This is a genomic window from Paenibacillus sp. NPDC057967, assembly GCF_042887015.1.
Taxonomy (GTDB): Bacteria; Bacillota; Bacilli; order Paenibacillales; family Paenibacillaceae; genus Pristimantibacillus.
Genome location: NZ_JBHVQB010000005.1, coordinates 131,036 through 149,753, shown reverse-complemented (window position 1 = coordinate 149,753; position 18,718 = coordinate 131,036). Strand labels below are relative to the sequence as shown.

General features: G+C 55.0%; 18 protein-coding genes and 1 riboswitch. Of the genes, 8 read left to right on the top strand and 10 right to left on the bottom strand.

Features of this window, described 5'->3' with window-relative positions; genetic code table 11:
* Positions 1-99: 99 nt before the first annotated feature.
* From ACFVSO_RS14255 to ACFVSO_RS14220, 8 genes are all read right to left on the bottom strand, one after another.
* Entirely contained in the window at positions 100-924 is an 825-nt protein-coding gene (locus tag ACFVSO_RS14255) for a TatD family hydrolase (RefSeq protein ID WP_387474573.1), read from the bottom strand.
* On the bottom strand, positions 914-1,690 hold the full coding sequence (locus tag ACFVSO_RS14250; RefSeq protein ID WP_387474571.1) for an ABC transporter ATP-binding protein: 777 nt from the start codon (positions 1,688-1,690) through the stop codon (positions 914-916). Before ACFVSO_RS14250 ends, ACFVSO_RS14255 begins: the two co-directional genes overlap by 11 nt.
* Positions 1,677-2,474: an ABC transporter permease gene (locus tag ACFVSO_RS14245; protein WP_387474569.1), complete on the bottom strand. Its 798-nt coding sequence runs from the start codon at positions 2,472-2,474 to the stop codon at positions 1,677-1,679. The genes ACFVSO_RS14250 and ACFVSO_RS14245 overlap by 14 nt, the downstream gene beginning before the upstream one ends.
* Positions 2,464-2,766 carry a thiamine-binding protein gene (locus ACFVSO_RS14240; protein WP_387474567.1) on the bottom strand — a complete coding sequence of 101 codons (303 nt, stop codon included), beginning with the start codon at positions 2,764-2,766 and terminating at the stop codon, positions 2,464-2,466. Before ACFVSO_RS14240 ends, ACFVSO_RS14245 begins: the two co-directional genes overlap by 11 nt.
* Positions 2,767-2,859: 93 nt before the next feature.
* Positions 2,860-3,897: an ABC transporter substrate-binding protein gene (locus ACFVSO_RS14235; RefSeq protein WP_387475338.1), complete on the bottom strand. Its 1,038-nt coding sequence runs from the start codon at positions 3,895-3,897 to the stop codon at positions 2,860-2,862.
* Positions 3,898-4,090: 193 nt separating this feature from the next.
* Positions 4,091-4,198: riboswitch (TPP riboswitch) on the bottom strand.
* A 62-nt stretch (positions 4,199-4,260) separates the two neighbouring features.
* Entirely contained in the window at positions 4,261-5,376 is a 1,116-nt protein-coding gene (locus ACFVSO_RS14230; RefSeq protein WP_387474565.1) for a GerAB/ArcD/ProY family transporter, read from the bottom strand.
* A 43-nt stretch (positions 5,377-5,419) separates the two neighbouring features.
* A complete protein-coding gene (locus tag ACFVSO_RS14225; RefSeq protein WP_387474563.1) occupies positions 5,420-6,628 on the bottom strand; it encodes a Ger(x)C family spore germination protein in 1,209 nt (402 codons plus the stop codon).
* Positions 6,629-6,655: 27 nt separating this feature from the next.
* Positions 6,656-8,191 (bottom strand): spore germination protein, encoded by a 1,536-nt coding sequence (locus ACFVSO_RS14220; protein ID WP_387474561.1) that lies wholly within the window; start codon positions 8,189-8,191, stop codon positions 6,656-6,658.
* Positions 8,192-8,326: 135 nt separating this feature from the next.
* Here ACFVSO_RS14220 and ACFVSO_RS14215 point away from each other — a divergent pair, with 135 nt between their 5' ends.
* Positions 8,327-9,397 (top strand): glycosyltransferase, encoded by a 1,071-nt coding sequence (locus ACFVSO_RS14215; protein ID WP_387474559.1) that lies wholly within the window; start codon positions 8,327-8,329, stop codon positions 9,395-9,397.
* A gap of 145 nt (positions 9,398-9,542) precedes the next feature.
* On the opposite strand, the gene ACFVSO_RS14210 is transcribed toward ACFVSO_RS14215, so the two are convergent.
* Positions 9,543-10,016, bottom strand: a complete 474-nt coding sequence (locus tag ACFVSO_RS14210; RefSeq protein ID WP_387474557.1) for a hypothetical protein — start codon at positions 10,014-10,016, stop codon at positions 9,543-9,545.
* A 315-nt stretch (positions 10,017-10,331) separates the two neighbouring features.
* Here ACFVSO_RS14210 and ACFVSO_RS14205 point away from each other — a divergent pair, with 315 nt between their 5' ends.
* On the top strand, positions 10,332-11,597 hold the full coding sequence (locus ACFVSO_RS14205; protein WP_387474555.1) for a DNA polymerase IV: 1,266 nt from the start codon (positions 10,332-10,334) through the stop codon (positions 11,595-11,597).
* A complete protein-coding gene (locus ACFVSO_RS14200) occupies positions 11,594-11,923 on the top strand; it encodes a YolD-like family protein (RefSeq protein WP_387474553.1) in 330 nt (109 codons plus the stop codon). The genes ACFVSO_RS14205 and ACFVSO_RS14200 overlap by 4 nt, the downstream gene beginning before the upstream one ends.
* A 164-nt stretch (positions 11,924-12,087) precedes the next feature.
* On the opposite strand, the gene ACFVSO_RS14195 is transcribed toward ACFVSO_RS14200, so the two are convergent.
* On the bottom strand, positions 12,088-13,479 hold the full coding sequence (locus ACFVSO_RS14195; RefSeq protein ID WP_387474551.1) for a DUF2515 domain-containing protein: 1,392 nt from the start codon (positions 13,477-13,479) through the stop codon (positions 12,088-12,090).
* Between the two features lie 180 nt (positions 13,480-13,659).
* Between ACFVSO_RS14195 and ACFVSO_RS14190 the strand changes: the two genes are divergently transcribed.
* The 5 genes from ACFVSO_RS14190 (at position 13,660) to ACFVSO_RS14170 (ending at position 18,579) form a co-directional block, all read left to right on the top strand.
* Entirely contained in the window at positions 13,660-14,355 is a 696-nt protein-coding gene (locus tag ACFVSO_RS14190; protein ID WP_387474549.1) for an SOS response-associated peptidase, read from the top strand.
* A gap of 116 nt (positions 14,356-14,471) precedes the next feature.
* Positions 14,472-16,034, top strand: coding sequence for a spore germination protein (locus ACFVSO_RS14185; protein ID WP_387474547.1), 1,563 nt, complete (start codon positions 14,472-14,474; stop codon positions 16,032-16,034).
* Positions 16,031-17,200, top strand: coding sequence for a Ger(x)C family spore germination protein (locus ACFVSO_RS14180; protein WP_387474545.1), 1,170 nt, complete (start codon positions 16,031-16,033; stop codon positions 17,198-17,200). The genes ACFVSO_RS14185 and ACFVSO_RS14180 overlap by 4 nt, the downstream gene beginning before the upstream one ends.
* A 2-nt stretch (positions 17,201-17,202) precedes the next feature.
* Positions 17,203-17,445 (top strand): hypothetical protein, encoded by a 243-nt coding sequence (locus ACFVSO_RS14175; protein WP_387474543.1) that lies wholly within the window; start codon positions 17,203-17,205, stop codon positions 17,443-17,445.
* A gap of 18 nt (positions 17,446-17,463) precedes the next feature.
* The gene (locus ACFVSO_RS14170) at positions 17,464-18,579 is read left to right on the top strand and encodes a GerAB/ArcD/ProY family transporter (RefSeq protein WP_387474541.1); all 1,116 of its coding nucleotides are present in this window, start codon (positions 17,464-17,466) and stop codon (positions 18,577-18,579) included.
* Positions 18,580-18,718: the final 139 nt, after the last annotated feature.

The window sequence follows — 18,718 nt, the reverse complement described above, 5'->3', positions numbered from 1 at the left end:
TATCACATGCGCACAATCTCCTCTTTACGGTGTATGCGACAGCTTGGCATAAGGAAACGGCCCTTTGTCCGCCATGGACAAAGGGCCGTTCTTCAATCTTTATACGATTCCGTAAAACTCCTTGGTGTTGCGGAGCAATATAGCCTCAGCTTCTTCTAACGCCAAACCCTTGATTCGGGCAATGTCAGCTGCGGCATCTCGTGCCATTCCCGGTATGGTCATACGCCCGCTATATGGCCCCTCAAACGGCCACGGACCGTCTGTCTCTGCCATCAGCCGCCCCATCGGATAGCGCTCCACCAGCTCGATGATCTCTGATTCGTATGCCACATCAGGCGTAATCGAGACGTAATAGCCGGATGCGATCATGCGGGCAATCGTCTCCGCGCTCCCCTTGAACCAGTGAAAATGTGCTTTCCTTACCCCGTGGCGCTGCAGCAAATCGCAAGCCTTATCCGCATCCTCATAGACAGCATGCAGCACAATCGGCCTGTCAAGCTCGGCAGCCAGCTTCACGAACGACTCCAGCCATTCCATATACGGCGTCTCATCGAAGCTCTCGCCCGCAGCTTCCCTCTCGGTACGCATATAATAGGGCAAGCCTACTTCACCGATGGCGAACGCTTCGCCGCGTTCATGCCGAGCACGTATCCCATCCAATAACAGCTCCCGCTCATCATCCCCCGGCAGCTCCTGCTCCGGATGGAAGCCGTAAGCCGGATGCACACGACCCGGATACTGACGCGCCAGCTCCTCATTCGCCTTGCAGGAGGCCATATGCATCGAGACGGCGACGACCGCTTCTACGCCGCTGCGAAAGGCTTCCTCCAGCATGGGATGAAGCTCGGACGGCTCATACAGATCGAGATGGATATGCGCATCAATCACGCTGCTCCCGCGCTCCTGCTTCGCTCTATCTTCCATTCCCGCTCGCCTCCTTCGTTCCTTCCGCCAGATGACGGTAGATGCGGCTTCTCAGCTCCATGAACCTGGCATCCTCGCGCAGCTCTTCCCTGCGCGGGCGGTCGAACGGAACCGTAATTTCATCCAAAATAACAGCGGGAGACGCCGACAGCACAATAATACGATCAGACAGGTACAGGGCTTCCTCGATGCTGTGGGTAACCAGCAGCACGGAGCGGCGATTCTGCTCCCAGATCGACAAGAGCCACTTCTGCATATGCTCCCGCGTCAAGGCGTCAAGCGCGCCGAACGGCTCGTCGAGCAGCATCAGTCGTTGCGGAGACAGCAGTGCCCTGAGAAACGACACGCGCTGCTGCATGCCGCCGGACAGCACATGCGGATAGGCGCCCGCATATTCGGCAAGGCCGATCCGCTCCAGCCAGACTAGCGCTTCCGCCCTCGCTTTCCGCTTCTCCACGCCTGCAATCGTTAGCGACAGCTCAATATTGCCCGCGACTGTCCGCCACGGCAGCAGCGACGCTTGCTGCGGCATATAGGCGACATGACCGGTCTCGCCCGTCGTCGCTTGTCCGCCGATTCGCACTTCGCCTTCCGTAGGCTGCTGCAAACCTCCGATAACGCCGAACAGCGTCGTCTTGCCGCTGCCGGACGGCCCTACGACGGAGACGAATTCGCCATCAGCCACTTGAAGAGACAGCTGCCGCAGCACGTCTTTCGTCCCGCGAGCATCGGCAAAGCTCTTGCTTACATTTTTAACTTCCAGCATGACGTCCTGCCTCCCCCTTTCCTGGCCGCCAGCGGATAACCGCCCGCTCTACAAGCGCAATCAGTCCAAACAAGGTTAAGCTAATCATAACGATCAGAATAGCGGAAGCGAATGCCCGCTCCGGCATATACCCCCTCGTCGACAGTACCATATAGCCGCCCAGCCCCATCTTAGGCGACAGCATCTCCGCAAAGGTTGCGCTTAGCACACTGTAAGAGGCTGCGATCTTCAGCCCCGAGAACAGGCTTTGGAGCGCGCTCGGCAGCTCTAGCCGCCAGAACAGCGTCCACTTGCCGCTACCGATCATGCGCATATAATTGCGAAGGCTCTCATCCGTACCCGTCAATCCGCCCAGCATCGCAATGCAGACCGGGAAGAAGCAGACGAGCATAACCAGCAGCGCCTTGGGCAGCAGGCCATAGCCGAACAGCATCGTCATAATCGGGCCCAAGATGACAATCGGCACGTTCTGGGACAGGATCAGCAGAGGATAAATGCCCCGGCGCACCCCCGGCAGCAGATGCAGCAAAGCGGCGAGCACGAAGCCCGCCGCCGTTCCCCCTGCGAATCCGATGGCTGTAAGGCCAAGCGTCGCGCCTGTATGCTCCATCAGCCTTGGCCAGACGTTGCTTGAGAACGCCGCTTTGACCACTTCAACCGGAGACGGAATCATCCAGTCCTTTACAAGTGCAAAGGAAACCGCTGCCTGCCAGCAGGCAACTAAAATCCCCAGCACAAGCGCCGGCGGCCATACGCGCGACCACAGATTCCGTTTATTGTCCATCTGGATATTTCTCCAGCAAGCGGCCCATGGAGGCGCCGTTCTCCGGATTATAATAAATCTTCACTTGGGAAATGACCGACGGGCAACCCATCTCAGCCATGGCCTCGCTCATGCGCTGCACGATAGCCAGCAGATTGCTCAGCTCGCCCTCCATCGTCGTCTCCAATGGAGCGACGCGATAAGGTACGCCCGATTCTTTTATAATATCGATTGCCCGGTCTACATAAGGAAGCACGCTGGCTCCTCCAGGTGTTGTCGGCAAGATTTGAATGCTTACGAGTGCGTTAGCCATATGATCCCTCTTTCCTTTCGTCATCAACTATTTCGCTTTAGCGAGTGATCTACTTCAAACTGTATCCTTCACTTAGCTTTCTTTCAATACCGCTTACTCTGGCAAAAATTCGTTCGTGAACGCCTTCTCCGCTTCCAACTCCGACTCCAGCAATCCGCGCTCGAACATCCAGTCGGCATAGTTTTTCCATACGCTCAGCTTCTGCTCGCCCCAGCGCGGTGCATCATCCTGATAGCGCGGGCTCAGCCACTTCTGGCTGGCTCTGACCAGATCTGGATTAAGGTCCGGCTCCGCCTTGATCAGAATTTCCGCTGCGTCCTCCGGATTGTCGATCGTATATTGGTAACCTGCTGCTGCTCCGGCCGTGAACGCCTTGACCAGCTCCGGCTGCTTCGATACCAGCTCTTCGCTCGTCACCAATACCGGCGTATAGTAGTCCAGCTTGTCACTATAATCGGTCAAATACACCATATTGATCTCTTCGCCGCGCAGCTCTGATTCTACGCCAGTCCAAGCATAGTAGATCCACGCAAAATCGATGTCGCGTTTGACAGCCGTGAAGAAGTCGCTGTCGCCAATGCTCATGATGTCGACTTTGCCGACATCCGCGCCTTCCTCGCGCATGATGGAGTCAATCACCGCTTCCTCCACAGGTGCGCCCCAGCCGCCGTAGCGCTTGCCTTCGAACTTCTTCGGCGAGTCGATGCCCTTCTCCTTCGGCGATGCAAAGCCCGACGTGTTATGCTGAATAACCGCCGCGACGGACACAAGCGGCACGCCCGCAATGCGGGCCATCGTGACGGACTCCTGATAGCTCACACCGAATTGCACGTTGCCGGAAGCGACCATTTTGTCCGCGCCGTCCTGGCCTGGCTGAATAATCTCGACATCGAGGCCCTGCTCCTTGAAGAAACCTTTATCCCTGGCAACGTACAGGCCTGTATGATTCGTATTCGGCGACCAGTCCAGCACGACCTGCACCTTCTGCAGCTGCTTGTCTCCTTCGCTTCCGCCTTCATCGGCATTTTTGTTCTTCGTTCCCCCATTGCCGCCCCCGCATGCGGCAAGCGCCACCGTCATCGCGAGGATCGCGAGCGCAAGGCTCCAACGTTTCTTTTTGCTGCTGTACATGATGTTTCCCCTCTCCTCTTGCTCTCTTTTTGCCCATTGACGTTCGGCCTTGTCCGGTCCCTGCTCCTGCGTGTGAATAAAAGAAAGACGCCTCCCGGAATCGGAAGACGTCGTGTTGTCGGCTAATTTCTTCACTTCCCCCGCAAACCCCTCCGCTACAAAACCACAAGGTATGATAGCGAATGTCTTGCAAAAGAAGCATAGCTTCTATTCCTACGCCGGCATTATCCGGATCAGGTATATGGGTCGGAATGCGATCATTCCCTCTCAGCCGGCTAATCCAGCTCCCCAGAGCGTATTCGGTTACGTCAATTACGTATCCATTATAGCAAACTCCGATCAGAATGCCAGACTTTTTTTCCCTTATGTGCCCTGCGACCCGCCAAGCGCCGCTCCACGGTACTTCTTACGGATTCCTACCATCAGCAAAGCGAGCGGCAGCGCAATCTGGAAGAATGGCGCAATCTTCAGCGTGATGTCCAGTCCGATCCAGATATGATAGGTGTTGTTCGGCTCCAGGAAAGAAGCGGCATAAATCAGGGCGCCAATCGGGAATACAAGCGTACGGTAAGACCACCCCGTCGCCTCACTCGCCATCAGAATGGAGGCAATATATAGGGTTGCAATTTTCACGAATAGTCCAATGAACAACAGGAGCGTCACCACGACATCGAGCCGTTCCAGGAAATTAGCGAGCCTGACAAGCTGCAACACATGCAGCAGCGGCAGCGCGGTCAGCTCCGCCAGCTCCGGACCGAGCACACACAGAATGAGGGCATTCATGAATACCAGAAAGATCGAGACGCCGATCTGGGACCAGTAGGTCACCTTGCTGATCGATTTCTTCTCGCTTACATGGCCGAACAGCACCAGGAAGACGACCATCTGGGCAAAGGGAAACGACAGCAGATTCGGAAAAGCCGCTTTTAGAATGGGCATCGGCCCGTTCTCCATAATCGGCAACAACTGGTTCACCTTGACCAGTCCACTGAAGAAAACAAGCAAGATGACAAGGAAATAGCTGAACAGGACAACTGGAAACAGCAGTTGGATGATGCGGACCAGCACTTCGACTCCTTTGCTTGCCGTATAAGCCGCCACCGCCAATATGAGCAGCATAACGATCCATTTGGGCGTAAAGTTGAGCAGCGCCATCGTCGTCAGCTCGCCTACGTCGCGGACATTCCGCATCGATTCGTAGGAGAGCCAGATCGCATGGACAATTGCAATGAAGCCGCCAATATAGCGACCAAAATGATATTTGTACAAATCTCCGAGTCCGGCGTTCGGAGCGCGTTTATGAATACGAAGATAGATAACGGTCAGCAGCAGCCCCGCGAAGGCTGCAACCAGCATAGCGATCCAGGCATCCTGCTTCGCCGTGATGCCCAATTCGAAGAGCGGCGTACTGCCGATCAGAAATACGATAATGAGAATCGCCAGCTGGTATTTGCCGAACTGTTGCTGTTGCTGCTGCATAACGAATCTTCCCCTCCTTCGCAATCAAGACATATGTCGCGGATTATGCCCCCGGCTTCTTCTGCGCTTCCTTGAAGCTTTTGCCGCTCATGCCTGTAGAGCTCAGCTTCATGTTCACGTTCAGTTCAACCTCCATTCGCGGAAATTCTTCCTTCCAGCGGCTCTCCAAGGGTTTCCAAGCTTTAGGATGCTGCTTATAAATCTGTGTACCGAAGCCGAGCACATCTACCTTGTGCTTGCGAACCGCTTCCCAGCCATTCATTACAATCGCAGCGATTCGCTCCTCGACAAGCCGCTCGACCTCCCACACTTCCACCGGCTTCATCAAGTCGCCGCCACAATCGTATTCCAGCAGCGTGCCTTGCGCCGCAATATCTATCTTCATGACCCATTTGTCGCCCCGCTGCAGCGGCTTAAATTTGGTAGAGGAGTGGAGGATTCTCGCTGAAGAGCCCTCCCTGCCCTTGCCCCCGACAGAGCAGGCGAACGAAACCGTTGTCTTGTCTACATGGTTGGTCAGCCACATGACGCCTTTGCTTTGTTCGTCGTTAATCCACCCTACAAGCTTGTCCCCGTAGACAAGGCCAAGCTCGCTGAGCCGCACCTTAGATGGCGTCGATGTCTGGCTCAGCGTATCAACCCTGTCCGTGCTCTCTCCGGAGCCAGCCAGCGCAAGACCCGGTATGCTTGTCGCTTTGGTATGCCCGAGCAAGTCCATGAGCACGTGATGGATCGTCATTTGCCTGTAGGACGAGCTGTTTATCTCTTCATTGACAATCATCCGCTGAATGGCCGCTCCCGGAATTTGCTCCAGCGGAATAAGCTGCTCCAGCATCAGCCTGGCCGTGCTTTTGGAGAGAAACACATCCACCGTCTCCCGGGAGTCGTGATTGCGCAGATAAGCCTCCAGAAGCGGTCCGATTCCTTTTCTCGCCGCTTCCTGACCGATAATCACAATCTGATTATGCGAGAAATACAGCCGCCTGGACGACTCCTGGCTCGCCTTGCTAATTGCAATGCGGAAGTTGTCTCCTGTCGAAGAAAACACATTCACCGTTGCCGTCCGCCCGCCGCCTGCCTGGCCAGAGATGGCCTTGGGGATAACAACCTGGTTGGTCAGCACCCACTTCCCGTTCTCCCAGTCCACTCCCGTGGCGGATATGATGGCAATATCGTTCAGCTCGACTCTATTCCAGCAGCCCGTCTGGAGCAGAAGCAGCGAGCCTAACAGCAGAATCCGAATTGCTTTCATCCGTCTGCCTCCCGTCAAGGTTTTCCTTCAATGGCGCTGGGCGGGAGGCCTTCTCCCGCTTTTCTGCCGCCTCGGATTGCGCAGCTTCATATCAAGCGGCCTCAGTACGATGGACCACCATGGCACACGGACGAATACGTCCCGCCACAAGCCGCTGTTCTTGGCTCCCGGAGCAATCGGCGACATGTAGGGAACACCGAAAGAACGCAGCGACACCAGATGGACCAGCACGAACAACACTGAAATAAAGATGCCGAAGAAGCCGAGCATGCCCGCCATAATCATAATGCCGAAGCGGATAATGCGGGAGGTTGCCGCCATATTGTTCTCCGGCATCACGAAGTTGGAGATCGCGGTGAACGATACCACGATGACCATGCCCGCAGAGACGATTCCCGCCTGCACCGCCGACTGTCCCAGCACGAGCGCTCCGACGATCGAGATCGCGGGGCCGATCGCGCGGGGCATGCGAAGCCCCGCCTCCCTCAGCACCTCGAAAGTCATTTCCATAATCAGCGCTTCGACAAGTCCAGGGAACGGCACCCCCTCCCGCTGCGCAGCGAGGCTGATCAGCAGTGTCGTCGGCAGCATCTCCTGATGAAAGGTTGTAACCGCGATATACAGGGCAGGCAGCAGCATGGACATGACATAGGCCGCATAGCGGATCATGCGCACGAATGAAGCGATGTCGAACCGCTGGTAGTAGTCTTCTGGAGACTGAAAGAAGCTGAAGAACGTGGTCGGAGCAACCAGTGCAATAGGGGTCCCATCGACGAGAACGGCCACTCTTCCCTCCAGCAGCCCTGCCGCAACGGAATCCGGCCGCTCTGAATTCAGCAGCGTCGGGAACATCGTGAAGGTCTCGTCCTGAATGTACTCTTCGATATAGCCGCTCTCCAGAATGCCGTCAAGATCAATTGCGGCAAGCCTCCGGTACACTTCCTTCACAATGCCTTGATCCGCAACCCCATGAAGATACAGTACAGCTACGTTGGAATGCGTCTGCGTGCCGATCTTATGCGTCTGCACATGGAGATCCGGCGAGCGGATAATCCGTCTGATCAAGCTAATATTTGTACCCAATTCCTCCACGAACCCGCGCTGCGGCCCCCGGATGACCGTCTGCGTCTGCGGGATGCCGATCGCCCTCTCTTTGGCACCGCCCACCGCAGCCATCAGCGCAACCGTGCTTCCATCTATGAAGATCAAGCACCAGCCCTCCGTCAATTGCTGGAGTCCTTCCTCCAGCGCTACGGCTTCCTTCACGCCGCCTATCGACACAACGCTTGTGCGCAGCGCCTCAACCAGACGGTCGCTTTTTCTCTCCATATGAGGCGGAAGCTTCATCGACATCAAAGGAGCTAGGAGGCTGTCGTTAATCACATCCGTGTCAACGAGGCCTTCGATATACAGCATCCCCAGCTCCCGTTCCGGGGCGGCATCGCTGCGGAACAAGCGGACGACGAGATCGCTGCTGCCGCCGAACCGGGCATTCACGGCTTGAACGTTGGCCCGCAGCGAAGGACTAAGCGGCGTCAAAGCCGTTTTTTTCGTTTGTGTCATGTCGCACCCTCTGTTTCCAAGTTGCCTCTATTTTGGCTCGATTCCCCTTGGAATATGTATGTAACCAACTCTGGCGCGGGCTAATACAATGTACTGACGAAAAAGCAAGAACAGAGAGGGAAAGGTTGTGACAGCTTGAACAGCATCAGCTTGTGCATGATCGTCCGCAATGAAGAAGACAGCCTGGGGCGCTGTCTGGCATCCGTCAAGGATGCGGTGGATGAGATCGTCATCGTAGATACCGGCTCGACAGACAAGACCAAGGAGATCGCAGCTTCGTTCGGAGCCTTTATTTATGATTTTGAATGGATTGACAATTTCGCGGCAGCCCGCAACTACAGCTTCGAGCAGGCAACTAAGACGTTCATCCTGTGGCTGGATGCCGATGACGTGATAGAGCCGGAGGATCTCGCCCGCCTGAAGGCGCTGAAGGAGAAGGAAGAGCTTCCGTATGACAGCGTGACGATGAACTACAATTTGACCTTTGACCATAACGGCAATCCTGTCTTCAGCCTGAAAAGAAACCGTCTGGTCCGCCGCAGCCGCGGCTTCCGCTGGATCGGTCCCGTGCATGAATACCTAGCCGTATCGGGCTATACCTACCATAGCGATATCGCGGTGACGCACCGGAAGGAGCGGCGCCATACCGACCGCAATCTTCGCATCTACTTAAAGCGTCTGGAGGGCGGAGAGGAGTTCTCCCCGCGCGATCAGTATTATTTTGCCAATGAGCTTCGCGATCATGGCCGTCTTCAGGAGTCAGCCGACTGGTATGAGAAGTTTCTGGTATCGGGACTTGGCTGGGTGGAAGACGAGATCGCTGCCTGCATGAAACAAGCCGATTGCTTCGGACGGCTGGGACAGCCGGATCGGCATATTGCGTCGCTGCTGCGCACGCTGAATTATGACCTTCCTCGCGCCGAATTTTGCTGCCAGCTCGGAGCTGTCTTCCTGGAGCAGAAACGTTACCAGCAGGCCATCTACTGGTTCACGCAGGCGACGCGACTGGAGAAGCCGAAGGATATGATGGGCTCCACGGATAATGCCACATGGACCTGGCTGCCCCATCTGCAGCTGACCGTCTGCTACGACCGGCTTGGTGATCGCGACAAGGCCATCGAGCATCACCGCATCGCCCAGAGCTACAATCCGAAGCATCCCAGCATCGTGTACAACGAGAAGTTTTTCAGCAGCGCAAAGACCTGATACACGGCGCGAACTATTCGTGAAAAAAGCGGCGTCCTCCCTGTCGCAGGGGGGCGCCGCTCTGTATTTCTTTTATCGGACAGGCCAGGGGGCTGGCCATACCAAAAAGGCGGCGTCCTCCTTAGGGAACGCCGCCTTTTTGATACTAGTACATGCCTGAGAGCGCTTCTTGCCATTCCGGACTTTGAGCCGGCTCATCGATTTGCTGAAACCTTGTGATGCCAAAATCGGCCAGACTTCCTTTGAAGAAAAATACAACTTGATACTCCCTTAGTTCCCCCTGCTCCTCAAATGTCAGCGTGACTCTCCCGACCGGCAAGCTGTCATCATTTCGTACCCTCAGATTTTTATAAGAAACAGCGTGGACCCCTTGTTCCTGCAGATCCCGGACTTTCTGGGCCCAAGCCGTGTTAGCCTCACTCTGCTCCCGCTTGTTCTCCCCATTTTCCTCACCAAAGTGTATGTTCGTCGAAGCTGCCTCCAGACTGCCAGCTGTAAGATTGCTGAAAAAGGAATGCGCGACATATCGCCCATACAGCACATCCCAATAATTCAATCCCGCGACAAGAATAAAAAATAATATAACTGCCCCGATAAGTGTTCTTTTTAAAGGCTTCATCCCACAACCTCACTCCAGCCGATCAGCCCGCCTGCAGCAGTCTGGCTCCTTCGTAATGACGTTTCCCACCCTTAATTATACTCCGCTGGATTATGAATACAAATCTATGAGATTAGTTGGAAAGCCTGCCGTATGCACCTTTACGGGCTGCATGCTGCGCAATTCTTCTCCAATGCAGAGGGGACGCCGCTTTGCGTCGTTGTCAATAATAACCACTTAAAAAAAGATAGCACACGATCGTATGTTCTGTATATAATAAGCATATCATATAGAGAACATACATTCGCATTATTAAGGGATAGGGAGGCAACAAGCATGGCTCGCGACAGAGTAATCATGCTGGCCGACTGCCAATCATTCTACGCTTCCGTCGAGAAGGCGGAGCATCCGGAATACCTTGACCGGCCGCTCGTCGTAGCGGGTGACCCGAAGCGTCGCTCCGGCATCATATTGGCAGCCTGCCCCATCGCCAAGAAGTACGGTGTCACAACGGCCGAGAGGCTGGGCGATTCACTCGCCAAGTGCCCGGACCTGGTCATCGTACAGCCGCGCATGGCGCTGTATATTGACATTTCGCTCATGATTACACGCATTTATCAATCGTACACAGACCTCGTCGAGCCTTATTCCGTCGACGAGCAATTTCTAGACGTGACCGGCTCCCTCCATCTGTACGGCTCCGCCGACGAGCTGGCCGCACTCATCCAGAAGCGTATCCAGGAGGAGACGGGCATCTACACCCGCTTCGGCATCGGGCCGAACAAGATTCTGGCAAAGACGGCCTGCGACAATTACGCCAAGAAGAACGATTCAGGCATCTACACGCTTACATCAGATAAGCTCGCCACCACGCTGTGGACACTGCCCGTAGCAAAGATGTTTATGGCGGGAAGCCGCATGACCCGGCATTTCAACGCGATGGGGCTGGAGACGATCGGCCAGCTCGCCGCGACGCCGCTGGAGAAGCTGAAGACGCTTATGCGCCGCAAATTCGGCCGCAACTCCGATATTAACGCGGAGCTGTACTGGCGGATCGCGAACGGTCTCGATGACAGCCCCGTTACGCCTGGCACGCATGAGACAGCCCCGACAACGATCGGTCATATGATGACTCTTCCGCGGGACTACGGAAGCCTGGAGGAGATCAAAGTCGTGCTGCTGGAGCTGACTGAGCTTGTCTGCCAGCGCTGCCGCAGCAAGAGCTACATGGGACATGTCGTATCAGTCGCCTGTATGGGCGCCGATTACAGCAAGCCAAGCGGCTTCAGCCGCCAGATGAAGATGGACGATCCAACTAACGTGACGAATCAGGTATACCGCTATGCCGTCCAGCTGCTGAAGCGGCACTGGGACGGACTGCCCGTCCGCAAGGTAGGCATCAGCCTGTCCCAATTCGCCGCGGACGATGAATACCAGCTGTCGCTGTTCGAGCCAGACCGCGAGAAATGGATGGCGCTGGAGAAGGCAACGGACGCCATCAAACGCAAGTATGGCGATGCCAGTATCGTAAGGGCGGTCTCGGCCACTGACGTCGGCCAAGCGAAGGATCGTTCCAGAAAGATCGGAGGACATTACAAATGAGGAAGAAGCTTGAAGGCAACGGACTATGGGAATCCAGCCGCATGATGCTGCCGGAGCATAAGACGGCAATCAACGACCATTCGGAATCACTCAAGCGGCGCCAGCGAATCGAGCTGGACGAACAGGAGTGGGAGCATGTCTCGCGGGTCGTCTCGGAATCACTGCTCAGACGGCAGCCTATTGCCGTGCGGCTGTTCCACCCCGTCGAGCTGCTGACCGTCATCGGCATCGTCGACCGCGTCGACGAGCTGAAGTGCCGTTTCATGGTTGACGGCGAGTGGTTCCCGATTGGAGATATCGAGGGTGCCGCGCTGGAGAAGCAGTAGGCTCCATTGCATGGCGGCATCGAAATGCAACTGCAACCCACAACATAAGAGCAAGCATGTCACGTGTTCGACTATGTGCCATGAATCCGCACAAAACCCCTTGCCGTACACCAATAAATCTAAAAACCAAGCAGCCGCGATCCCACCGGACCGCGGCTGCACCATTATGAAGACGGCTGCGTACCTTCCTTGCTAATTCCTTCGCCTGGCACAGGCGATTCACCCCGCTGAACCGCCAGAACAGCAAGCTCCAGCTTGCTCAGCATCAGCCCGTATTCATTTGTGAGCTCGAAGTTGCGGGGCAACGGAAGCTCGCGGAAGTAAGGAAGGACCGCATCCACGCTATGAAACCAGTCCCCCTGCTCCGCAGGTTCGACGGGATGATCCTTCCAAGCTGCTTGCAACGAAGGGCTATAGATACGCGAAGCGCCCTTCTTCAGCCGCCCGCCCAGCAGCTTCTCCTCATAGATGCGGCGGGGCGGTTCATGCCGCACATCCTCATACAGCAAGGCGGCATAGTCGCTGCGCGAGCCGCTATGCTTCACCGCAGCCGCGAAGCATCTGGCCCCGTCGAAGACGCGGGGAACGCCGAAGAGCATTGCATAGAGGCGTTTCCCGAATTCAATACGCTCCTGAATGTCGCGGAAGTCCTCCAGAATAAGCCCCGCAAGCTGGAGCCCATCGCCATTCTCCCCATCGCAAGCCTCTTTCCCGCCGCCGCTCCCGTAAGGAAAGAGCACGCCGTTCAGCTGCAGCAACGACTGAAGGCCGAAGAACAACGTATGAAGCACGCGCTTCTCGTAATATTCGTTCCGTACGACGCGGCTCTCGATATAATGCTGCTCATTCACAATAAGGGCTGTGGTCAGCAAAGCAGAATCCTTTTCACGCCAAAACAGCTTCCATACCGGAAGCATAAACTTCGATACGCCAAAGGCCGGCAGCAGATGGAACAGGCTGCGTCCCAAGACCCGGCTCCACTGGTACAGGAGAAGCTGCGGATACGCATCCTGGAAGATCAGCGCGTTCGCGCGCTCCAGGAAGAGGAAGACGTCGCGCCGCTGCTCCTCCGTGAGCAGCCGCGGCAGCCATTCCCCTTGAAGGTCGGTCATATTCCACCCGCCGTTGCGGGATACGAGATGAGCCAGCAGCGCCCAATGCAGCTCCGGGGTACGGAAGTACATATTACGGTAAGCTTCCGTCCTCGTCACATTGTTGCGGTTCGCCTCTGCCGTCTCTGTCCGAATCCGCTCAATAAGCATCTGCTCATCGGCTGTCCAAGGAGTGCCGTCTACAGCGCCATGTCCCTTCTCGCCGTCGGCATGCCCGGATGCAAGCTGCTTCGTCCATACTTCCTTCAACCGGGCGACAGCAGCAGGCGATAGCTTTAGCGGCTCCGCCGATTCCAGCATATCGCTGGACGCGCTCATCGCCTTCCACTTTCCCGTCGCATAAGCCAGCGCTTCGCCGGGCAGCGACAGCAGATGCCCGAGCCATCCGCCGAGCCCGGCTCGCTCATCCCGATCTTCGCTCCCGGGCTTCTTCTCCTCCTCCATCCACTGCTCCTCCTTCCAAAAAAACCGCTCTTACCATTATCCGCGAATGATTGGCACCTCATACCGAGCGGAACACACATACCGTACCGTATGCGCGAGAGTGACGGCTTGCTTCTCGCAAGAGCCGAATGAGAAAGATATAATGAAGAGGACAAGTTCCGTTCCAAGGAGGACACAGACATGTGCGGACGCTATACGGTAACCATTACGCTGGAGGAATTAATGGTGAGGTACATGATCGAGGAGACGAACGTCCCCTTTCATAAGCCCAAATACAATGTCGCCCCAGGCCAGCATGTGCTGGCGATTATTAACGACGGCAGCCGCAACCGGCTGGGCGAGCTGAAGTGGGGCTTCGTCCCTTCATGGGCGGATGATCCAAAGGTCGGCTATACGATGATCAATGCGCGTGCCGAGACAGCCGCTTCGAAGCCGGCGTACAAGAGCGCTTTTCAGAAAAAAAGATGCCTTCTCCCCGCAGACAGCTTCTACGAGTGGCAAGCGACCGCACGCGGCAAGCAGCCTATGCGTATCAGGCTCAAAACCGGATCTGTATTCAGCCTCGCCGGCCTATACGAGACATGGACATCCCCGGGCGGCGAGCGGATCAGCACCTGCACCATTCTGACCACTACGCCCAATGAAGTCGTCGCGCCTATCCACGACCGGATGCCCGTCATCCTGACTCCGGAGCAGGAAGCGGTCTGGCTGGGTCGCGAGAAGCAGAACATCGCTTTGCTAACCTCGCTGCTGAAGCCCTATCCTTCGGATCAGCTTGAAGCCTATCCCGTCAGCCCCGCCGTAGGCAATGTACGCAACGACGACCCGTCGCTGATCGAACGGCATGAGCCAGGCGGACAGTTGGAGCTATGGTAATAAAGGATCGTTCATCATCAGATTATCCCCTCTCACCCCCGAATTCCGCATACAATCACTCCCTCAGGGAAAAGATGTAAATACTTTTGACATCTCAATCCTGGGAGGAGAACCGCATGAGGAAATCGCCGAATAATAAAGACCTCCCGCCCAACCACTCGTCAGAGAATTCCGGGAAACAAGCGGGAGAGCAGCTCATTGCCGCATCACTCGCCGATAACCGTGAAGTGCTGGAAACCGTATTTGCCCAATGTACTGATCTCAAAATCACGACCTGGACCTACGGCCCCGGCTTGGCATATTCGGCCTCTTCCGTTTATTTTGATACCCTTACCAAATCCACGCCCACCCACTATGTAAAGGATACGCTGCAGAACCTGGTGTCGCACGAGCTTGGGCCTGCTTCCGAGTTGACCGTGCAGGATGTCAGCCGTTTTTTCGAGCAGCAAGGCATCGCCTCTCCCCATGTTGAACTGCTTGCGGAGATCTCTGCTGTAATCGCAGCCATTCTGGACGGCAAGGTCGTTTTGTTTTTTGACGGATGGCCCAAGGCTCTGACTTATTCCGCCTTCGACGTCGAGCAGCGCCAGGCATCAGAGCCGATTACCGAGCCTACTGTTCAAGGCCCTCACGTCAGCTTTATCGAAAGTCTGGAACGCAATATCGGCGTCATTCGCAGTCTGTTGAAGTCGCCTCATCTCAAATTCGAGCGCTTCATATCCGGCGAGCATGTCCAGCGGACGGTATCCTACGGTTATTTGGATGGCGTCGTGAAACCAGAGATATTGGACGAATTCAAAAAAAGAGTAGGCCAAATCGGCAATGAAGAAATCGTAGAAGTGTCCTATCTGGAGGAATGGATCGGCGAATCTCTGTATTCCCCTTTCCCGCAGGTCAGGTATACGGAGCGTCCCGATACGGTTATTGCCGCCTTGCTGGAGGGCAAGATTATCGCCATGGTGAACGGAAGCCCATCCGTGCTCATATGTCCAGGCAGCTTTATTGAATTTTTCACCAACAGCGAGGATTATTATTATCGCTCGATCTTCTCATCCTTGATTCGGATTTTACGGATAGCCGCTTTCGTCATTGCTCTGCTGCTGCCCAGCACCTATATTGCGCTGTCTACCTTTCACTCCGAATTGATTCCGACCGTTCTTTTGCTTGCAATCCTGAACACGCGAGAGGGCATCCCGTTCCCGGCATTGGTCGAGGCTTTGATCATGGAGTTTTTCTTTGAGCTGCTGAGGGAAGCGGGAATCCGGTTGCCGCGGCCCATCGGCTCCGCCGTCAGCATTGTTGGAGCGCTCGTCATCGGCCAAGCCGCCATTCAATCGCAGATTGCCTCGCCGGTTATGGTCATTGTCGTCGCTTTGACAGGCATCGCATCGTTCGCCCTGCCTCACTACAATATGGCGATTGCGCTGCGGATCTTGCGGTTTCCGCTGATGTTCCTCGCAGCGACCTTCGGCGGGCTTGGCATCATGGTCGGCATTATTCTGATCTACCTCCATCTGGCTACCTTGCGTTCGCTAGGCGTGCCATATCTCACCTCCCTCGCACCGCTGGATATCGAGAGATTGCGGGATGCTGTTGTGGTGCTGCCGAGGCTGCTGCTCCATTCGCCCCGGAACCGGCACCTCTACCGAAAATCATCAGGGAGGAAAAAAACATCGTGAAGCGCCCTCTCTCCTTGCTCGCTCTGCTGCTTGCTCTCAGCCTGCTCTGCGGATGCTGGGATAACAAGGAGCTGGATGAATACGGCTATGTCCAAGCGATCGCGATCGATATGATTGACGAGCATCAAATTCAAATTACAACCCACTTCTATAACCCGTCCAGCAATATCGAGATGGGCAATGTCGGAAACCCCGCGCCGAAAGGAATTAACATCGTGACCACCGGCGAAACCTTTTTTGATGCGATGAGGGAGATTCCATCGAAGTTCGGTCGGAAAGCCAAGTGGGATCACATGCGCGTCATTCTGCTGGGCGAACAGCTCGCCAGATCGCTGAACATACGGGAAGTGCTTGATTTCTTCTCCCGGGACCACGAACCGCGAGGCACCATCCTTCCCATTATCGCTCAGCATTCAGCGGGACATTATCTCGACATCAAACCGTTTATCGAGCAGACCATCGGCCAACAGTTCAAACGAATGGAGATGAGCGGCACGCAATTTTCCGCCGAGACATCGAGCATTCCGTTATACGACTTGGCGATTCAATTAAGCAGCCCGTCCAAAACATCCACCATTCCATATCTGCATAACGACGGCACAGAACCCAAAGCCATCATCTCAGGCGTCGCTTTAATTCGCGACGGGCGAATGGTCGGCGTGCTTAAGGAGCCGGACACCGAAGCGTTCATGATGCTGACGAATAAATACAAATACGGGGTGTTAGAGTTTCCGTGCTTGAACAATGTCAACCATCGCATACAGGACAAAGAATCGCTGGAAGTGTTGAGCTTCAACAGCAGGCTAAGCCCCACAATCAAGGGAGATGCCATCCATGTTATCGCGGACATCGCAATTGAGGGCACGATCGGCGAGCTGCGCTGCTCCCATCTGAAAACCAGCAAAGATGTGGAGCAGTTCGAGGAGGCTATCACGCAGCAGGTCGAGAAGCAAATCCAGCATCTCCTGGCCCTCTTGCAAAAAAAGAAGCTAGACGCGCTAGGGATCGGCAATCAAATTTTTCGAAAACACCCGAAGCTATGGAGACAGCTCGAGCCGGAATGGGATAGCTTGATTGCCGAGAGCCAATTCGAAGTTCATGTGGATGTGAGCGTGCTCAGCACGGGCATGAATGCTGGCACCTTATTCGGAACAAAGGAGAAATAACGATGCTGGGGAAGTTGATCTGCATTCTCATATTAGCTGCCGCGATGCTGAGTTATGACATCCCGAGACTGAAGAAGTGCACTAAGCATGACCGGATGGTCTACGGCATTCTGATGCTGCCTATGCTGTATCTGGCCTTTCTCTTCATCACCGCCAAGCCTTGGCCGAATGTGGACACCATTTTCAATCTGTTCAACAAGCCGGCGCAGCAGATCGTTCACTGGCTGAATCCGGCACAATCTTAAGGGAAAGGAGAGGAACGCATGAACAAGCAAGAATATATCAGCTCCATCCAAATGTCCATGCTGCTCCTCTTCTTCATGACCGGCTCCTCGATCGTCATTGTGCCCGCTCCCTTGACCAATCTGGGCGGCAACGGCGCATGGATCTCTCTTATCATTGCTGCGGTTATGGGCGCACTGCTGTTGGCGGGCATTCTATACCTGCACCGGAAGTCCCCCGAGCTTTCCCTAATCGGACAAAGCCGCGCCTTGCTGGGCAATACGCTTACGCTCATCCTGCTCCTTCCCCTCACATGCGTTATGTTCTGGAACATCGCAGGCATTGTCATCGAGATTGGCACTTTTTTCAAAAACACGATGCTGAAGGAAACGCCAACATATGCCGTGAATTCACTGTTTTTTGTCACCATCGCGCTTACGGCTTTGGCTGGGATTGAAGTGATGGCCCGCATGGCGGCAGTGCTATTGGCGCTGATGTTTGCCTTTATCGTCTTAATCTGGCTGTTGGTCGGTAGCCTGTACCATCCTGAATATCTGCTCCCCGTCATGCCTGACGGATTCGGTCCAATCCTGAATGCCGCTTATGTCGTCTACGGATTCCCCTATTCCGAGCTGGTTGTCTTCGCCGTCATCCTGCCTTTCGTACGGCGCAAGGACAATACCAAGCTGGGCAAACATATGTATGCCGCACTTATCGTCAACACGTCAACGCTCATTCTATCCGTCATCAGCAGCATTATGGTGCTGGGTCCGCTCTCAGGCGATCTAAAATATTCGCTGTACCAACTAGCGCGGTTAATCTATTTTCAAGAGCTGATTGAGCGCATCGAGTCCGTTATCGGCTTCTCGCTAATCGTGGGCTTTTACTTTAAGGCGTCCATCCTCCTGTTGATCCTGATGAAGCTGCTGAAGGAGCTGCTCAAGCTGGACAACGAGCGCTACCTGGTATTCCCCGTCTCCTTTATCTGCCTGCTGCTATCAGTCACCACATACACCAAGGAAGCCGAGCTGGAGGAGCTGGTGAACCTCTCCTGGCCGCTGATCAACAACATTACCTACGTGCTACCGGTTCTGCTTATTTTGATTGTGGCTGTGATTCGGTCGCAGTTCGGCAAGAACAAGAAACAAGGAATGTAAGAAACTGCCGATTCTACTATTAACTTGGCATGTATGATGTGACAGCACTTTAGCTTTCATACTCCAAAAAGTACCTTGCAAGATGCTTGACTTAGACCTTACTCGAAGCTGTAGAGTATTTTTGTGCCCTGAAACTTTA

Excerpts from the sequence above, each read along its gene's own strand:
- ACFVSO_RS14255 (WP_387474573.1), bottom strand. The coding sequence starts at position 924 with ATGGAAGATAGAGCGAAGCAGGAGCGCGGGAGCAGCGTGATTGATGCG.
- ACFVSO_RS14250 (WP_387474571.1), bottom strand. The coding sequence starts at position 1,690 with ATGCTGGAAGTTAAAAATGTAAGCAAGAGCTTTGCCGATGCTCGCGGG.
- ACFVSO_RS14245 (WP_387474569.1), bottom strand. The coding sequence starts at position 2,474 with ATGGACAATAAACGGAATCTGTGGTCGCGCGTATGGCCGCCGGCGCTT.
- ACFVSO_RS14240 (WP_387474567.1), bottom strand. The coding sequence starts at position 2,766 with ATGGCTAACGCACTCGTAAGCATTCAAATCTTGCCGACAACACCTGGA.
- ACFVSO_RS14235 (WP_387475338.1), bottom strand. The coding sequence starts at position 3,897 with ATGTACAGCAGCAAAAAGAAACGTTGGAGCCTTGCGCTCGCGATCCTC.
- ACFVSO_RS14230 (WP_387474565.1), bottom strand. The coding sequence starts at position 5,376 with ATGCAGCAGCAACAGCAACAGTTCGGCAAATACCAGCTGGCGATTCTC.
- ACFVSO_RS14225 (WP_387474563.1), bottom strand. The coding sequence starts at position 6,628 with ATGAAAGCAATTCGGATTCTGCTGTTAGGCTCGCTGCTTCTGCTCCAG.
- ACFVSO_RS14220 (WP_387474561.1), bottom strand. The coding sequence starts at position 8,191 with ATGACACAAACGAAAAAAACGGCTTTGACGCCGCTTAGTCCTTCGCTG.
- ACFVSO_RS14210 (WP_387474557.1), bottom strand. The coding sequence starts at position 10,016 with ATGAAGCCTTTAAAAAGAACACTTATCGGGGCAGTTATATTATTTTTT.
- ACFVSO_RS14205 (WP_387474555.1), top strand. The coding sequence starts at position 10,332 with ATGGCTCGCGACAGAGTAATCATGCTGGCCGACTGCCAATCATTCTAC.
- ACFVSO_RS14200 (WP_387474553.1), top strand. The coding sequence starts at position 11,594 with ATGAGGAAGAAGCTTGAAGGCAACGGACTATGGGAATCCAGCCGCATG.
- ACFVSO_RS14195 (WP_387474551.1), bottom strand. The coding sequence starts at position 13,479 with ATGGAGGAGGAGAAGAAGCCCGGGAGCGAAGATCGGGATGAGCGAGCC.
- ACFVSO_RS14190 (WP_387474549.1), top strand. The coding sequence starts at position 13,660 with ATGTGCGGACGCTATACGGTAACCATTACGCTGGAGGAATTAATGGTG.
- ACFVSO_RS14185 (WP_387474547.1), top strand. The coding sequence starts at position 14,472 with ATGAGGAAATCGCCGAATAATAAAGACCTCCCGCCCAACCACTCGTCA.
- ACFVSO_RS14175 (WP_387474543.1), top strand. The coding sequence starts at position 17,203 with ATGCTGGGGAAGTTGATCTGCATTCTCATATTAGCTGCCGCGATGCTG.
- ACFVSO_RS14170 (WP_387474541.1), top strand. The coding sequence starts at position 17,464 with ATGAACAAGCAAGAATATATCAGCTCCATCCAAATGTCCATGCTGCTC.